General features: G+C 70.7%; 11 protein-coding genes. 3 read left to right on the top strand and 8 right to left on the bottom strand.

The window, feature by feature from the left end; translation table 11 throughout:
• Positions 1-82: 82 nt before the first annotated feature.
• Complete coding sequence (gene arc, locus ACZ4M5_RS19275; RefSeq protein ID WP_467738317.1) at positions 83-1849, bottom strand: proteasome ATPase; 1767 nt, start codon at positions 1847-1849, stop codon at positions 83-85.
• Between the two features lie 245 nt (positions 1850-2094).
• Here arc and ACZ4M5_RS19270 point away from each other — a divergent pair, with 245 nt between their 5' ends.
• Positions 2095-2400 (top strand): ferredoxin, encoded by a 306-nt coding sequence (locus ACZ4M5_RS19270; RefSeq protein WP_369198166.1) that lies wholly within the window; start codon positions 2095-2097, stop codon positions 2398-2400.
• 63 nt (positions 2401-2463) lie between these two features.
• On the opposite strand, the gene ACZ4M5_RS19265 is transcribed toward ACZ4M5_RS19270, so the two are convergent.
• The 3 genes from ACZ4M5_RS19265 to ACZ4M5_RS19255 all read right to left on the bottom strand — a co-directional run bounded on the left by ACZ4M5_RS19265 (position 2464) and on the right by ACZ4M5_RS19255 (position 5959).
• A complete protein-coding gene (locus ACZ4M5_RS19265) occupies positions 2464-3042 on the bottom strand; it encodes a hypothetical protein (RefSeq protein ID WP_467738314.1) in 579 nt (192 codons plus the stop codon).
• Positions 3043-3351: 309 nt separating this feature from the next.
• The gene (locus ACZ4M5_RS19260; protein ID WP_369198164.1) at positions 3352-4254 is read right to left on the bottom strand and encodes a tRNA (adenine-N1)-methyltransferase; all 903 of its coding nucleotides are present in this window, start codon (positions 4252-4254) and stop codon (positions 3352-3354) included.
• A 70-nt stretch (positions 4255-4324) separates the two neighbouring features.
• On the bottom strand, positions 4325-5959 hold the full coding sequence (locus tag ACZ4M5_RS19255) for a site-2 protease family protein (protein WP_467738750.1): 1635 nt from the start codon (positions 5957-5959) through the stop codon (positions 4325-4327).
• A 414-nt stretch (positions 5960-6373) separates the two neighbouring features.
• On the opposite strand from ACZ4M5_RS19255, the gene ACZ4M5_RS19250 reads away from it, so the two are divergent.
• Together ACZ4M5_RS19250 and ACZ4M5_RS19245 are read left to right on the top strand one after the other, a co-directional pair.
• On the top strand, positions 6374-7378 hold the full coding sequence (locus ACZ4M5_RS19250; protein WP_467738312.1) for a RecB family exonuclease: 1005 nt from the start codon (positions 6374-6376) through the stop codon (positions 7376-7378).
• Between the two features lie 63 nt (positions 7379-7441).
• Positions 7442-8113 carry a response regulator gene (locus ACZ4M5_RS19245; RefSeq protein WP_020141342.1) on the top strand — a complete coding sequence of 224 codons (672 nt, stop codon included), beginning with the start codon at positions 7442-7444 and terminating at the stop codon, positions 8111-8113.
• Between the two features lie 69 nt (positions 8114-8182).
• Here the strand turns inward: ACZ4M5_RS19245 and ACZ4M5_RS19240 are convergent, their stop codons facing one another.
• The 4 genes from ACZ4M5_RS19240 to metH all read right to left on the bottom strand — a co-directional run bounded on the left by ACZ4M5_RS19240 (position 8183) and on the right by metH (position 16279).
• Complete coding sequence (locus tag ACZ4M5_RS19240) at positions 8183-9769, bottom strand: ABC transporter substrate-binding protein (RefSeq protein ID WP_467738309.1); 1587 nt, start codon at positions 9767-9769, stop codon at positions 8183-8185.
• 107 nt (positions 9770-9876) lie between these two features.
• Positions 9877-11481, bottom strand: a complete 1605-nt coding sequence (locus ACZ4M5_RS19235) for an ABC transporter substrate-binding protein (RefSeq protein WP_467738307.1) — start codon at positions 11479-11481, stop codon at positions 9877-9879.
• A gap of 408 nt (positions 11482-11889) precedes the next feature.
• Positions 11890-12591 (bottom strand): HAD family hydrolase, encoded by a 702-nt coding sequence (locus tag ACZ4M5_RS19230; protein WP_467738305.1) that lies wholly within the window; start codon positions 12589-12591, stop codon positions 11890-11892.
• A 172-nt stretch (positions 12592-12763) separates the two neighbouring features.
• The gene (gene metH, locus ACZ4M5_RS19225; RefSeq protein WP_467738303.1) at positions 12764-16279 is read right to left on the bottom strand and encodes a methionine synthase; all 3516 of its coding nucleotides are present in this window, start codon (positions 16277-16279) and stop codon (positions 12764-12766) included.
• Between the last annotated feature and the right edge of the window lie 198 nt (positions 16280-16477).

Raw genomic sequence — 16477 nt, 5'->3', positions numbered from 1 at the left:
CGTCATTGCGTTGCTCCAGCCGTGGCCCGAAAAGCAGTCGGCTGCGGGTACCCGCGACGGGCACCCGCAGCCGCCCTGCCTTTTACAGGTACTGACCGGTGTTCGCCACCGTGTCGATGGAGCGTCCGGTGTCCGCGCCCTGCTTTCCGGTGATGAGCGTGCGGATGTACACGATCCGCTCGCCCTTCTTTCCGGAGATCCGGGCCCAGTCGTCCGGGTTGGTGGTGTTGGGCAGGTCCTCGTTCTCCTTGAACTCGTCCACACAGGCCTGGAGGAGGTGGGAGACGCGCAGACCCTTCTGGTTCTTCTCGAGGAAGTCCTTGATCGCCATCTTCTTGGCACGGCCCACGATGTTCTCGATCATGGCGCCGGAATTGAAGTCCTTGAAGTACAGGACTTCCTTGTCACCATTGGCGTAGGTGACCTCCAGGAAGCGGTTCTCCTCGGATTCCGCGTACATGTGCTCCACGGCCGTCTGGATCATGTTCTGGACCGTGGCGTCCTTGCGGCCGCCGTGCTCGCCGAGGTCGTCGGAGTGCAGTGGGAGGCGCTCGGTGAGGTACTTGCCGAAGATGTCCTTGGCGGCCTCGGCGTCCGGACGCTCGATCTTGATCTTCACGTCCAGCCGGCCGGGGCGCAGGATGGCCGGGTCGATCATGTCCTCACGGTTGGAGGCACCGATCACGACCACGTTCTGCAGGCCCTCCACACCGTCGATCTCGGCGAGCAGCTGCGGGACGATGGTGTTCTCCACGTCCGAGCTGACACCGGAGCCGCGGGTGCGGAAGAGGGACTCCATCTCGTCGAAGAAGACGATGACGGGTGTGCCCTCGCTGGCCTTCTCACGGGCCCGCTGGAAGACGAGGCGGATCTGCCGCTCCGTCTCACCGACGTACTTGTTGAGCAGCTCGGGGCCCTTGATGTTGAGGAAGAAGCTCTTGCCGGCCGCCTGGCCGGTCACCTCGGCGACCTTCTTGGCCAGCGAGTTGGCCACGGCCTTGGCGATGAGCGTCTTGCCGCATCCGGGGGGCCCGTAGAGCAGCACGCCCTTCGGCGGCCGCAGTTCGTGCTCCTTGAACAGGTCCGGGTAGAGGTACGGCAGCTCGACCGCGTCGCGGATGGCCTCGATCTGGCCGCCGAGACCGCCGATCTGCTCGTAGCCGATGTCGGGGACCTCTTCGAGGACGAGTTCCTCGACCTCGCTCTTGGGCACGACCTCGTAGACGTACCCGGAGCGGGGTTCGAGCAGGAGGGCGTCGCCGGGGCGGATGGTGACGTCCAGCAGCGGCTCGGCGAGCCGCACCACCCGCTCCTCGTCGGTGTGCCCGAGCACCAGGGCCCGCTCGCCGTCCTCGAGGATCTCCTTGAGGGTCACGATGTCACCGACGCGCTCGAACTCCATGGCCTCGACCACGTTGAGCGCTTCGTTCAGCATTACTTCCTGGCCGCGCCGGAGCTCTTCGAGCTCGACGCTGGGGCTGACGTTCACCCTGAGCTTGCGGCCGCCGGTGAAGATGTCGGCGGTACCGTCCTCGTTCGCCGTCAGGAAGACACCGAAGCCGGCCGGCGGCTGTGCGAGCCGGTCGACTTCCTCCTTGAGGGCCACGATCTGGTCGCGGGCCTCACGGAGCGTGTTGGCGAGTCGCTCGTTCTGCGCGGACACGCCGGCCAGATTGGTCTGCAGCTCGACGATCCGCTCTTCGAGAATCCTCGTGTGTCGCGGAGAGTCGGCGAGCTTGCGTCGCAGGACGGCGATCTCCTGCTCAAGGTAGGCGATCTGCCCGGCCGGGTCGTCGGACCCGCGTCCCGGGCGGATGCCGCGGTTCATGTCGTCGTCGTGGGCTGCCACGGTCCTCACCTCCTCCAAGGGGAGCTGGACGCTTCCAGACCCTACCTGGGCGGGTGTCGATTGAAACCCCTAGATCACAAAGACGGTCGGGGTGTGTCCGATCTTCACCCTTGCGCTCTCCCTCACGCCAGGGGAATACCCAGCGAACATGATTGGAACCCAGCCCCAGGTAGGGTCGAAGCGTTCAACACCCGCCGGAGCTGGCCGGATTCCCGGTACGGCACGGCGGAGAAACGGCAGGAGAGATGAGCGTGCAGCAGGAGGCGGACGTCGCCGGGGAGGCGCTGGAGGTCTGGATCGACCAGGACCTGTGCACCGGCGACGGCATCTGCGCCCAGTACGCGCCCGAGGTGTTCGAGCTGGACATCGACGGTCTGGCCTATGTGAAGAGCGCCGAGGACGAGTTGCTCCAGGAGAAGGGGGCGACGACGCCGGTCCCGCTGCCGCTCCTCACCGATGTGATCGACTCGGCGAAGGAGTGTCCGGGCGAGTGCATCCACGTACGTCGGGTTTCGGACAGGGCGGAAGTCTACGGACCGGACGCCGGGTGATCGGTTCCGCACGCTCCGTGACAACTGTCTGATCCGTCACAGGCTTGCGCCGCCGCGTCGTCCTCACACGCTGCGCGCGCCGGCCGGCGTGGAGCGGACGAACGTGCCGTCGCGCCAACGCCATTTCGCGTCGCTCTTCTCGTCGGGGCAGCAACGGGGCACCTCCGCCGACGAGTAGCCGAGCAGGGTCGCCGTCACGGCGCCGCCGCGCACGGCGAAGTCACCGACCGTGCTGCCGTCCTCGGGGTCGAGCAGGGTGGCCACCAGCCGGGGTCTGCCGCTGTCCGCGTCCCGGGTGAGGACGTACACGCCGTCGGGCGGGGTGCCCATCGGGGAGTCGCAGTGGACCACGGCCACCGTCTCGGGGCGGCCGTCGCCGTCGAGGTCCCCGGACGCCTTCTTCTGGACGACGGCCTTCACCGGTCCGCACTCGACCGGGAACGTCACGGCGGCGGGATCGGGCGGCGCCGCGTGCACCGGGGTGCTTCCGGTCCCGGGCGCGTCCGGCTGGGCGGCCGTGGCGGCACCCGGCTGGAGGACCGAGGAGAGGGCCACCACACCGGCCAGGGCCGTGGCGGTGGCGAGCCAGTGGATGGGGCGGGTGTGCGTGTGGGCGAGCTCCGGAACGGAGGAAGGCTGCACTAGGAGGGTCTCCTGAGGGCTGTGCCGGTGGGGTGGCCAAGATGGTGCCACACGTCACATCCGGAGGGAACGGCGGGGTGTGCACGTCCTTCGGCGGGGCAGGGAGAGGGGTTGGCCACCTGCCACCGTGTCAGCGGTCCGGTGCGTGCGGCGGACCGCCGCGGCCCGGGAGGGCCCTGTGTCCAGGTCAACGGTCTTCCCCGGCGGTTCACCCGCCGTGGCAACGAAAAGGCGCCGCGGCCGAGTTCCGGTGGGGATCCGGGAACTCGGCCGTGGCGCCCGTGCGTTGGGTGCGGTGACGGAGCGTCGTCAGCGGGCGGCGCCGCCGTCGGCGTTGGGGCCGGCGTAGTCCTCGCCGTAGGCGCCCTTGGCGGGGCGGCGGCGGCGCATGGGCGGCTCGACGCCGTCCGCGAGGCGCCGGGCGGTGAGCAGGAAGCCGGTGTGGCCGATCATCCGGTGGTCCGGGCGGACGGCCAGGCCCTCGATGTGCCAGTTGCGGATCATGGTCTCCCAGGAGGTCGGCTCGTTGAAGCAGCCGATCTCACGGATGGACTCCACGGTCCGGGCCAGCTGGGTGGTGGTCGCGACGTAGCAGCACAGGATGCCGCCGGGGACCAGGGCCTTGGAGACGGCCTCCAGGCACTCCCAGGGGGCGAGCATGTCCAGGATGACGCGGTCGACGTCGGTGTCGGACAGGTTGTCCTGCAGGTCGCCGACGGTGAGCTGCCAGGCGGGGTGCGGTCCGCCGAAGTAGCGCTCCACGTTCTGCTGCGCGATCTCGGCGAAGTCCTCGCGGCGCTCGTAGGAGTGCAGCATGCCCTGGTCGCCGATGGCGCGCAGCAGGAAGCTGCTGAGCGAGCCGGAGCCGACACCGGCCTCCACGACGCGCGCGCCGGGGAAGATGTCGGCGAAGGCGAGGATCTGCCCCGCGTCCTTCGGGTAGACGACGGCTGCCCCGCGGGGCATGGACAGGACGTAGTCGGGGAGCAGGGGGCGCAGCGCGAGATAGGCGACGTTCCCCGTGGTACGGACAACGCTGCCCTCGGGAGCGCCGATCAGCTCGTCGTGCGGGAAGGAACCCTTGTGGGTGTGGAAGTTCTTCCCGGCCTCGAGCGTGAACGTGTAGTGGCGGCCCTTGGGGTCGGTCAGCTGAACCTGGTCCCCGACCTTGAAGGGCCCGCGCCTGCGGGCGGCACCGGTCGGTTCGGACATGTGACCAGCCTACCGGCCCCGGAGAGGGCCGCCGACCACCCGGACGGCCCCCGGGTGGGTGCGTACGGCCCTAGGACGGCCGTGCCATCGCCTTGACGAAGGCCCGCTCGACGTCGGCCGCCGACAGGACGCCGTAGATCTCGCCCGTCTCCTCCACCACCAGGTACTCGGTCGCGGGGGTGGCGCGCAGGGCGTCCAGGAGCTCCTCGCCGGACAGTTCCGCTGAGACGCGCATGCCGTCGGTGAGGTCCTGGGCGAGGCCGCTGACCGCGACCCAGGGCCGGCGGTGCTCCGGTACGCCGACGATGGCGGCCTCCCGAACGAGGGAGAGGGGCTTGCCGTCGGCGTCGACCACGACCAGGGCCCGGGCCCCGGCGGCGTTGGCGCGGCGCAGGGCCTCCGAGAGCGGGGTGGCGCCCTCGACCGGGACCGCGCGCCGGGTGAGGCTGCGGGCGCGCAGCTCGGGCAGGTGCTCGCGCAGCCGGGCCATGCGCAGGCTGTTGCCGGCTCCCGTCCAGATGATGGCGGCGAGGATCGCGGCGAGCAGGGCGTCGAGGACGGTGTCCATGCCGACGTTGTCGACGGCCTCGGTCCCGAGGGCGCCGGACTGGGTGAGCAGGGGCAGCCCGATCAGCACGGACACGGCGAGGGCGCGGCCGACCCAGGCGGCGGCGACGGTGCCGGTCATCGGCCTGCCGGTGAGCTTCCACACCACGGCGCGCAGCATCCGGCCACCGTCGAGGGGCAGGCCGGGCAGGAGGTTGAAGGCGGCCACGATGAGGTTGGAGATCATCAGGCCGGCCAGCAGCACGCCCGGGACGGTGCCCGGCTCCACCGCCTGCATGGCGGCGTAGAAGAGGCCGGACAGGACGAGGGAGAGCAGCGGTCCGACAAAGGCGAGCACGAACTCGCGGCCGGGGGTCTCGGCCTCCTTCTCGATCTCGGAGACGCCGCCGAAGAACTGGAGCTGGATGCGGCGGACCGGGAGCTTGAAGCGGAGGGCGGCGACCGTGTGGGCCAGTTCGTGCACCAGCACCGAGGCGTAGAAGGCCACCGCGAAGAACAGGGAGACCAGGTAGCGCGCGGCGCCCAGCTCGGGCAGGACGCGCTCCAGCTGACCGCCGAACACCCAGGTGATCAGCGCGGCGACGAGGAACCAGCTGGGTGCGACGTACACCGGCACGCCGAAGGGCCGGCCCATGAGCAGCCCGCCCCGGGGCTCCGGCCGCTGCGGGGCGGGGCCCCTGCCGTCGGGGCCGCCGTGGTCCCCGCCGGCGTAGGCCCGCTCGGGGTGGGCGTCGCGCTCGTCGGGCCGGGGTCCGGGGGTCTTGTGGAGGTCGGGCGCGGGGTGGGTGGTGTCGGCCCGGGGGTCGCCCTGCGGCGTGCGGCTGCCGTCCGCGGCGGTGGCGGGAGCGGCGGGGTCGGCGGTACCGGCCGGGTCGCCGTGCGGGTCGCGGGTGCCGGGGGCGTCGTCGGCGGACGGGGGGACGTCGGCGGTGGCGCGCTCGCCGCTGGCCGGGGCCGGGCTGCGGGTCGGGGTGTCCGCGGAGCCTTCGGCATCGGCGGGACCGCTCGGTGTCCGCCGGCGGGCGGGTACCGGCCGGGGGGAGGTGGCCGGCGCCGCGGGAGAGGGCTCCGGGTCACCGCCCGCGGGGTCCTGCGGCGCGGATGCCTCCGGGTGCTGCTCGGGGTCCGCCGGGTCCACCGGGGCGGGCGCGGGGGCGGCCGGGTGGGGTGTGCCGGTGGGCAGGCGGACCTGCGGGGCGACCGGGTGGCCGGCTTCGGTGTGGTCGCCCTCGGCGGGCCCTTCGGCCGGGACGCGATCGTCGGTGGAGGGCCGGTCGGCAGCCGGGGGCACAAGCCCCGTGTGGCGGTCGGCCGACTCGTCGTTGCCGGACCGCGGCTGCCCGCGCCCGCCGCTCTCGTCCACCGGTGTCCCCTCGTTCGAAGCGTCTCCCGCGCCTGCCGGACGGGAGGGTCTCGTGTCGATGGTATGCGTCAGCCGGGGCACGTTCCGCCCCGGCACCCCCTGTGTTTCCCGTACGTCGACCTCCTCTGCCGGCTTCCCTCACGAACGGGTGGTGGGTCACTGTCAGTGCCGGGCCGTATGGTCTGGGGCATGGAGACGAGCACCGAGGGCGCCGCACAGCCCGGGACCGGCCCTGCCGCGGAGGCGGCGGCAGGGCATGCGGCCGGTCCGGCCGTGGCCGAGGCAGACGCGGTCAGGACCGTCGCGGAGGCGGCGGCCGAGACCGCCGCCGTGAGCGAGCTGGTGACCGGATCCGCGGCCATACCGCCCGCCTCGCTGTCCCCCTCACGCGCGAGCGACTTCATGCAGTGCCCGCTGCTCTACCGCTTCCGGGTCATCGACCGGCTGCCGGAGAAGCCGAGCGAGGCCGCGACCCGGGGGACGCTGGTCCACGCGGTCCTTGAGCGCCTGTTCGACGCCCCGGCGGGCGAACGCACACCGCCGCGCGCCAAGTCCCTGATCCCCGGCCAGTGGGAGCGGCTGCGGGAGTCGCGGCCGGAGGTCGGGGAGCTGTTCGCCGACGATCCCGAGGGCGAGCGGCTGGCGCGCTGGCTGGGTGAGGCCGAGCAGCTCGTCGAGCGCTGGTTCACTTTGGAGGACCCCAGCCGGCTGGAACCGGCCGAGCGGGAGCTGTTCGTCGAGACGGAGCTGGAGTCGGGGCTGCGGCTGCGCGGCATCATCGACCGGGTCGACGTGGCGCCCACGGGCGAGGTCCGGATCGTCGACTACAAGACCGGCAAGGCGCCGCGCCCCGAGTACTCCGAGGGCGCCCTGTTCCAGATGAAGTTCTACGCCCTGGTCGTGTGGCGGCTGAAGCACGTGGTGCCGCGCCGGCTCCAGCTGGTGTACCTGGGCAGTGGCCAGGTGCTGACGTACGACCCGGTGCCGGCCGATCTGGAGCGGGTCGAGCGGAAGTTGCTGGCGCTGTGGGACGCGATCCGGCTGGCGACCGAGTCGGGCGACTGGCGGCCGCGGCCCACCAAGCTGTGCGGCTGGTGCGACCACCAGGCGCACTGCCCGGAGTTCGGCGGCACTCCCCCGCCCTACCCGCTGCCGGTGCGCGCGCCGGAGGTGCCGGCTCAGCCGCTGCCGTGAGGGCGGCCGAGTCCGGCGGGTCGGCGCAGGGCAGAATGGGCCGGACTAGCGAAGGAGACTCACGTGGCCATCCGCGTCCTACTGGTCGACGACCAGCCGCTGCTCCGGACGGGCTTCCGGATGATCCTGGAGGCCGAGCAGGACATCGCGGTCGTCGGCGAGGCCGGAGACGGCCTCCAGGCGCTCGACCAGGTGCGGGCCCTGCAGCCGGACGTGGTCCTGATGGACATCCGCATGCCGCGGATGGACGGCGTGGAGGCGACCCGGCAGATCACCGGCCCCGGGCGCGACGGCCCGGCGAAGGTGCTCGTGCTGACGACCTTCGACCTCGACGAGTACGTGGTGGAGGCGTTGCGGGCCGGGGCCAGCGGCTTCCTGCTGAAGGACGCCCCCGCCAACGAGCTGGTGCAGGCCATCCGGGTCGTGGCCGCGGGCGAGGCGATGCTCGCGCCGAGCATCACGCGCCGGCTGCTCGACAAGTACGCCACGCACCTGCCGTCGGGGGACGAGCCGGTGCCGGACACCCTGCACACGCTGACCGACCGTGAGGTCGAGGTGCTCAAGCTGGTGGCGCGCGGGCTGTCCAATGCCGAGATCGCCGCGGACCTGTTCGTCAGCGAGACCACCGTCAAGACGCACGTCGGGCATGTGCTGACCAAGCTGGGCCTGCGGGACCGCGTGCAGGCGGCGGTGTACGCGTACGAGTCCGGGCTGGTGCGCCCCGGGGCGCAGTAGCCCGCACGCCGTGACGACGAGGCCGCCCCCTGCCGGAGCAGGAGGCGGCCTCTTGGTGGTGCGGGGGGGTCAGGCGTCGTCCTTGCTCAGCTCCCAGAAGCGGAAGACGGTCGACGCGTCGAGGCAGTACTCCAGGCCGTAGACGCCCTCGCGGACGACCGCGTACTGCTTGGCCTGCCAGACCGGCAGGACGGGCAGTTCGTCGGCGACGATGTCCTGCAGCTCGCCGAACTCCTTGTCGGTCGCGCCCCGGTTGGTCAGGGCCGCGGTGCGCGGGACGAGCGAACCGGTGATCGTGCTGTTGTCGTAGTTGTTGTCCAGCACGTTGCCCTTGCCGAAGAAGGGCGCGGTGAAGTTGTCGGCGTCCGGGTAGTCCGGCACCCAGCCCTTGACGTAGACGCCGTACTTGCCGGCGGCGATGTCCTTCTCGTACTGGCCGAACGGGACGGACTCGACGCTCGCCTCGAACAGGCCGCTCGCGTTGAGCTGGCCGGCGATGGCCTTCAGCTCCTGGTCGGTGGCCGGGCCGTAGCGGACCGGGGTGGACCACAGGGTGAGCTTCACCTTGCCGGTGATGCCGTCCTCGCGCAGCGCCTCCTTGGCCTTGGCCGTGGAGGGACGGGCCCCGTACCTGTCGAAGAAGGCCGTGTTGTGACCGGCGATACCGGCCGGGACGATCGAGTACAGCGGGGTCGCGGTGCCCTGGTACACGTCCCGGATGAGGGCGTCGCGGTCGATCAGGTGGGCGATGGCCCGGCGGACGCCGAGCTTTCCGGCGACCGGGTGGTCCATGTTGAACACCAGGTGCTGGACCTCGGCGCTGCTGCCCTCGACGACCTCCGCGCCGGTGCCGTCGTCGGCCTTCTCCATGTCGGCGATGTCGCCCGCGGTGAGACCGCGGTAGGCGATGTCGACGTCCTCGTCCTGGATGGCGCGCTTGAGCGCGGCCTGGTCGCCGTTGAAGAACTTGAGGGTCACGCCGGTGTTCTTCACCTCGGCGGTGCCCTTGTAGTTCTCGTTGACCGCGAAGACGGCCTGCCTGTCGTCGATCGACTCGAGCTTGTACGGGCCGGAGCCGACGGCCCCGCCGTCCTTGCGCAGCCCGTCCGCGTCGTACGAGCGGTGGTCGACGATGGAGCCGGCACCGGAGGCGATCTTGCTCGGGAAGGTGGCGTCCGCCGTGTTGAGCCGGAAGACGACCGTCCTGTCGTCCGGGGTCTCGACCTTCTCCAGCGTCGGGAACATGATCGCCGGCCCGTCGGGGTCGTTGATCTTCAGCATGCGGTCGAAGGAGAACTTGACGTCCTCGGAGGTGAGGGCGTCACCGGTGCTGAACTTCAGGCCGTCCTTCAGCGTGCACTTGTAGACCGTGGTCTGCGTGTCGGCGAAGGCACAGCTCTCGGCGGCCTCCGGCTGCGGCTCGGTGGCGCCCTTGGGGAAGCTGAGCAGCGACTGGAAGACGTTGTTGAACAACAGCCAGGAGCCCGGGTCGTACCCGGACGCGGGGTCGGTGGCCAGGACGTCGTCGGACATCCCCACCACCACGTTGGAGCCGTCCCCCGCACTGTCCCCGGTCTCCGTGCCGCAGCCGGTCAGCAGGCCGGAGGCGAGTCCCGCCACGATCGGCAGGACCGGCCACTGGTTGCGTATGTTCACGTGTGTGCCTTGTCGTCGGTTCTCGAGATCGCCCGGAGCATGTCCCCGGCTCCGGGCACGGCTCCCCGGGGCCGCGGTCACAGGCCCCGGGGTTCCAGTGGGCTCCGTCAGCCGCTCACGCCTCGGCCGAGCTCCCAGAGCTGCAGCGTGGAGGAGGAGTTGAGGGCGTAGGCGGTGCCCGTGATGTCGTCGCGTGCGGCGATGTACTGCTTGCCCTGCCACAGCGGCAGCACGGGCACGTCACCGGCGACGATGTCCTGAATGTCCGTCAGGCTGGAGGAGGCGGACAGCCGGTCGGCCTCGCGGCGGGACTCCGGGATCAGGTCGGTGCGGATCCGGCTGTTGGCGTACGGCGAGCCGAGGGTGTTGTCCTCGTCGAGGAACGGGGCGAGGAAGTTGTCGGCGTCGGGGAAGTCCGGGAACCAGCCCATGCCGTAGACGTCGTACTCGCCCTTCTTCTCGGCCGGGCGGAAGGTGTCCCAGGGGGTGCCCTTGATGTCGACCTCGAACAGCCCGCTGGAGTTCAGCTGGTCGCGCAGGACCTCGAACTCCTTCTTGGTGGCCGGGCCGTAGTGGTCGGTGGTGTAGTGCAGCGTCAGCTTCACCGGGGTGGTGATGTCGGCCTGGTTGAGCAGGGTCCGGGCCTTGGTGACGCTGGGGTCGCCGTACTTGTTGAAGAACGAGTTGGAGTGGCCCGTGACGCTGGCCGGGACCAGCGAGTACAGCGGCTCGGCCTGGGAGCCGTAGACCTTGGAGACCAGGGCGCTGCGGTTGACGACCTGGGCCATCGCCTGGCGCACGGCCTTGGACTTGACCGTGGGGGCGTCGGTGTTGAAGCCCAGGTAGCGGATCTCCAGGCCGGGCATCTCGACGAGGTCGATCTCGGAGTTCGTGCCGCCGGAGAGCTTGCGGATCTGGTCGGGCGACATGCTGCGCGTCATCACGTCGATGTCGGCCTTGTTCAGGGCCTCGCCCATGGAGTCGGTGTCCTTGAAGGAGACCATGTCGACCCGGTCGTTGTTCACCTTCAGGGACCCCTGGTAATCGGGGTTCTTGGTGAACTCGGCCCGCACGAGCTCGTTGTTCTCGACGACGGGCTTGAAGGTGTACGGGCCGGAGCCCGACATCTCGAAGCCGTCGCGCAGCTTGCCCTTGGGGTAGTCGTCCGGGTCGAGGATGCCGGCCACCGGTGTCGACAGCTTGTACGGGAAGGTCGCGTCGGCCGTCTTGAGGTGGAAGATGACCTCGCGGTCGCCCTGCGTCTCGATGGTGTCGATGGTGGACAGCAGGGCGAAGACACCGCTGTCCGCCTTGAGGGAGCGGGCGCGGTCGATGGAGTACTTCACGTCGGCCGCGGTGACGGCGTCGCCGTTCGCGAACGTGAGGCCGTCGCGCAGGGTGCAGGCGTAGCGCTCGTTGCCGGTGTCGGTGAAGCCGCAGCGCTCGGCCGCCTCGGGGACCGGCTCGCCCTCGCCGCGCGGCTGGGTCATCAGGGTCTGCACGGTCTGGCGGAGGATGTTCCAGGTGCCGACGTCGTAGGCGTACGCCGGGTCCAGGGGCGCCGGGGCCTCCTTCGAGGCGGTGAACCGGTCCGTGGTGCCGACGACGATCGCGTCGCTGTCCCCGCTCCCGCTGTCGGACCCGCCACAGGCGGCGAGCACCGGCGCGAGCAGACCGATCACGGCCGGCAGCACCAAAGTCTTGCGGTTCATGCTCGAGTTTCTCCAGAGCTGTCGACTCCGTGTACCCGGCATGCAGGGGTGGCGCAGCGGATCACGGGATGGGGCGATGTTCTCGCCTTGAGATTAGTCCGGGCCGGCAGGAGGGTTGGCAGCCACCGGAGTTGAGCGCCCATCACGCTGCGGAACCGGGCGTGGACACACCGAAAACCCGACAGTGGAAGCTTTGGTGCAGCGTTCTACCAATCGGGACACAAGGGCACGCCGGCGACCCCCCGGAGGGGGTGCTCAGCACACGTCGGTCTCCGTGTCGACCTCGATCCGCGTGGGGAACGTCACACGCCGGAACAGGTTCGGTGGTACGCGAATTCGGTGATCCGGAGAGGTTCGAATTCACCTTCGGAATTCTTGCCCTAACTCCGTTGCACGCTGGGTGAACACCTAGCGCATTTCCGTCATCAGCCCCTGCAGAAATGGCAGGTCGACCTCTTCCAGGGAACCGACGACCGTGCGCCGCAGGGCCGGCTGGATCGGCGCGACGGAGGGCACCGCCACGACGTGGCAGCCTGCGGCCTCGGCCGCGGCGACGCCCGTCGCGGTGTCCTCGATGACGGCGCACCGGGCCGGGTCCGCGCCGAGGCCGGCGGCGGCCGCCAGGTACGGGTCGGGGTGGGGCTTGGTGCGCGGCACCTCGTCGCCCGCGACCGTCAGGCGGAAGTGGTGGGCGCCGAGCGAGGTGAGCACCCGGTCGATGATGCGCCGGTGGGAGGCGGAGACGAGGGCCGTGGGGATCTCGTACTCGTGCAGCTCGGCCAGCAGCCGTCCGGCGCCGGGCATCAGCGGCAGGGCGGAGCCGATGCGCTTCTCGAAGCCGTCGTTGAGCAGCACGGAGAGCTCGTCGAGGGTGATGTCGGCTCCGGTGGCCTCGATCAGGAACCCCGCGCTGCGCGTCATGGGGCCGCCGACCACGACATGGCGCCAGGACTCGTCGAGCGTGTGGCCGAGGGAGGCGAAGACCTCGACCTCGACGTCCCACCAGAAGCCCTCCGTGTCCACCAGGGTGCCGTCCATGTCGAGGAGCACGGCCTGCAGGGCCGACCCCTCGGCCGTCCGGGTGCCGAGCGCGGGGACCGTACTGGTCATCCACCTACCTCCTTGAGGGACGATCAGGCCGGCTCCCACGAAGGGAACCGGCCTGCAGTGGACCGACCAGTCTACGTCGTGTGCGACGGAAGTGCCTCGTTCGACGGCTGTGCCCCCGCGCACACCGGCCCGTACGGGGGCTGTCCGGGTGCGCGCAGGGGCGTGGCGGGCGTCAGCGGGCGTTGAAGTACTTCGCCTCCGGGTGGTGGATCACGATGGCGTCGGTGGACTGCTCGGGGTGCAGCTGGAACTCCTCGGACAGCTGCACGCCGATGCGCTCCGGCTCCAGCAGTTCGGCGATCTTGGCCCGGTCCTCCAGGTCCGGGCAGGCGCCGTAACCGAGGGAGAAGCGGGCGCCCCGGTACTTCAGCTCGAACATGCCCTGCATCTCGTCCGGGTCCTCCCCCGCGAAGCCGAGCTCGGAGCGCACGCGCGCGTGCCAGTACTCGGCGAGCGCCTCGGCGAGCTGCACCGACAGGCCGTGCAGTTCGAGGTAGTCGCGGTAGGCGTTGCCCTCGAACAGCCGGGCGGTCTCCTCGCCGATGCGCGAGCCGACGGTGACGACCTGCAGTCCGACGACGTCGGTCTCACCCGACTCCTCCGGGCGGAAGAAGTCGGCCAGGCACAGGCGCCGGCCGCGGCGCTGGCGCGGGAAGGTGAAGCGGGTGCGTTCGTTGCCCTGCTCGTCCAGGATGATCAGGTCGTCGTCCTTGGAGACGCACGGGAAGTAGCCGTAGACCACGGCCGCCTCCAGCAGGTTCTCCGTCTGGAGCCGGTCGAGCAGACCGCGCAGCCGGGGCCGGCCCTCGGTCTCGACGAGCTCCTCGTAGGTCGGCCCCTCGCCGGTGCGGGCCTGCTTCAGACCCCACTGGCCCTTGAAGAGCGCGCCCTCGTCGAGCCAGTTCGCGTACTCCTTGAGCTGGATGCCCTTGACCACGCGGGTGCCGCGGAAGGGCGGGGTGGGCACGGGGTTGTCGGTGGCGACGTCGGAGCGGACGTGGCCCTCCTCCGGGCGTTCCTCCACCGCCACCGAGGCGGTGGCGCGCACCCGGCGCTGCTTCAGCTCGGGCAGCTTCGCGCCGGGCACGCCGCGCTTGACGCCGATGAGGGCGTCCATCAGGCGCAGGCCCTCGAAGGCGTCGCGGGCGTAGCGGACCTCGCCCTGGTAGATCTCGTGCAGGTCCTGCTCGACGTAGGCGCGGGTCAGGGCGGCGCCGCCGAGGATGACCGGGTAGCCGGAGGCCAGGCCGCGCTGGTTCAGCTCCTCCAGGTTCTCCTTCATGATCACCGTGGACTTCACCAGCAGCCCCGACATGCCGATGACGTCGGCCTTGTGCTCCTCGGCGGCTTCCAGGATGGCGGAGACCGGCTGCTTGATGCCGAGGTTGACGACGTTGTAGCCGTTGTTGGACAGGATGATGTCGACGAGGTTCTTGCCGATGTCGTGGACGTCGCCGCGGACGGTGGCCAGCACGATGGTGCCCTTGCCGGCCTCGTCGGTCTTCTCCATGTGCGGTTCGAGGTGGGCGACGGCCGTCTTCATGACCTCGGCGGACTGCAGCACGAACGGCAGCTGCATCTGGCCCGAGCCGAACAGCTCGCCCACGACCTTCATGCCGTCGAGCAGGGTCTCGTTGACGATGTCGAGGGCGGGGCGGGTCCGCAGCGCCTCGTCGAGGTCCGCTTCGAGGCCGTTCTTCTCGCCGTCGATGATGCGGCGCTTGAGACGCTCGTCCAGCGGCAGGGCCGCGAGCTCCTCGGCCTTGCCCGCCTTGAGGGACTTGGCGGTGGCGCCCTCGAAGAGCTGCATCAGCTTCTGCAGCGGGTCGTAGCCCTCGGCGCGCCGGTCGTAGATCAGGTCGAGGGCGGTCGTGACCTCCTCGTCGCTGAAGCGGGCGATGGGCAGGATCTTGCTGGCGTGGACGATCGCCGAGTCCAGGCCCGCCTTGACGCACTCGTCGAGGAAGACCGAGTTGAGCAGGATGCGGGCGGCCGGGTTCAGGCCGAAGGAAATGTTGGACAGACCCAGTGTCGTCTGCACCTCGGGGTGGCGGCGCTTCAGTTCGCGGATGCCCTCGATGGTGGCCACACCGTCCTTGCGGGACTCCTCCTGACCGGTACAGATGGTGAAGGTCAGGCAGTCCACGAGGATGTCCGACTCGTGGATGCCCCAGTTGCCGGTCAGGTCCTCGATCAGCCGCTCGGCGATCTCGACCTTCTTCTCCGCCGTGCGCGCCTGGCCCTCCTCGTCGATGGTCAGCGCGATCAGGGCCGCGCCGTGCTCCCGGGCCAGTGCGGTGACCTTGGCGAAGCGGGACTCGGGGCCGTCGCCGTCCTCGTAGTTCACCGAGTTGATGACCGCGCGGCCGCCGAGCTTCTCCAGCCCGGCCCGGATGACGTCGACCTCGGTGGAGTCCAGCACGATCGGCAGGGTGGAGGCGGTGGCGAAGCGGCCGGCCAGTTCCTCCATGTCGGCCACACCGTCCCGGCCGACGTAGTCGACGCACAGGTCGAGCATGTGCGCGCCCTCACGGATCTGGTCGCGGGCCATCTCCACGCAGTCGTCCCAGCGGCCCTCCAGCATGGCCTCGCGGAACTTCTTCGACCCGTTGGCGTTGGTGCGCTCGCCGATGGCCAGGTAGGAGGTGTCCTGCCGGAACGGCACGCTCTGGTAGAGGGAGGCGGCGCCCGGCTCGGGCTGCGGGGAGCGCTCGGTGGGCGCGGTCTGCCGTACTCGCTCGACCAGCTGGCGCAGGTGCTCGGGCGTGGTGCCGCAGCAGCCGCCGACCAGGGACAGGCCGTAGTCGCGGACGAAGGTGCTCTGGGCGTCGGCGAGCTCGGGCGCGGTCAGCGGGTAGTGGGCGCCGTCCTTGGTGAGCACGGGCAGGCCGGCGTTCGGCATGCAGGACAGCGGGACGCGCGCGTGCCGGGACAGGTAGCGCAGGTGCTCGCTCATCTCGGCCGGGCCGGTGGCGCAGTTCAGGCCGATCATGTCGATGCCGAGCGGCTCCAGCGCGGTCAGGGCCGCGCCGATCTCCGAGCCCAGCAGCATGGTGCCGGTCGTCTCCACCGTCACCGACACGATCAGCGGGACGGTGTGGCCGGTGGCCTCCATGGCGCGGCGGGCGGCGATGACGGAGGCCTTGGTCTGCAGCAGGTCCTGGGTGGTCTCCACCAGCAGCGCGTCCGCGCCGCCCGCGAGCAGGCCCTCCGCGTTCTGCTGGTAGGCGTCGCGGATGGCGCCGAAGGTGGTGTGGCCGAGGGTGGGCAGCTTGGTGCCGGGGCCCATGGAGCCGAGGACCCAGCGCTGCCGTCCCGTGGTCCGGGTGTACTCGTCGGCCGTCTCGCGGGCGATCCGGGCACCGGCCTCGGACAGCTCGGCGACGCGCTCGGGGATGTCGTACTCGCCGAGGGCGGAGAGGTTGGCGCCGAAGGTGTTGGTCTCGACGCAGTCCACGCCCGCGTCGAAGTACTCGGCGTGGACCGACCGGACGATGTCGGGCCGCGTCACGTTGAGGATCTCGTTGCAGCCCTCGAGGTTCTGGAAGTCCTCCAGGGTCGGGTCCTGCGCCTGGAGCATGGTGCCCATGGCCCCGTCGGCCACCACCACACGGGTGGCCAGGGCCTCTCGGAGGGCGGACACGCGGGTCCGGCTGTCTGCGGAAGGGGTCGGCGGCAACGAGGCCATGAAAAGGGCTCCCTCGGGTGCGACGGCTGTCGGCTTTTGAGCGGCTGCCCGGCTCCCGGAGGCACTCCGGGGACGGGCGCACCGCGCCAGCGTAACCGCCCGTGGGCTTGGATGGGCAGCGCGTCCACGGGACGGACGCCGATGCCGCCGGTACGGCTGACGCAGGGCGTCCGGGCGGAGGATCGGCCTCCGTGACAG

The organism is Streptomyces sp. NPDC026246 (assembly GCF_055567995.1).
Note: the sequence above shows the minus strand (reverse complement) of the source record. Positions and strands in the feature narration are given on the sequence as shown.

Bases quoted from the DNA above. Each gene is read 5' to 3' on its own strand.
- ACZ4M5_RS19250 (WP_467738312.1), top strand. From the start codon at position 6,374: ATGGAGACGAGCACCGAGGGCGCCGCACAGCCCGGGACCGGCCCTGCC.
- ACZ4M5_RS19260 (WP_369198164.1), bottom strand. From the start codon at position 4,254: ATGTCCGAACCGACCGGTGCCGCCCGCAGGCGCGGGCCCTTCAAGGTC.
- ACZ4M5_RS19230 (WP_467738305.1), bottom strand. From the start codon at position 12,591: ATGACCAGTACGGTCCCCGCGCTCGGCACCCGGACGGCCGAGGGGTCG.
- ACZ4M5_RS19235 (WP_467738307.1), bottom strand. From the start codon at position 11,481: ATGAACCGCAAGACTTTGGTGCTGCCGGCCGTGATCGGTCTGCTCGCG.
- ACZ4M5_RS19270 (WP_369198166.1), top strand. From the start codon at position 2,095: ATGAGCGTGCAGCAGGAGGCGGACGTCGCCGGGGAGGCGCTGGAGGTC.
- metH (WP_467738303.1), bottom strand. From the start codon at position 16,279: ATGGCCTCGTTGCCGCCGACCCCTTCCGCAGACAGCCGGACCCGCGTG.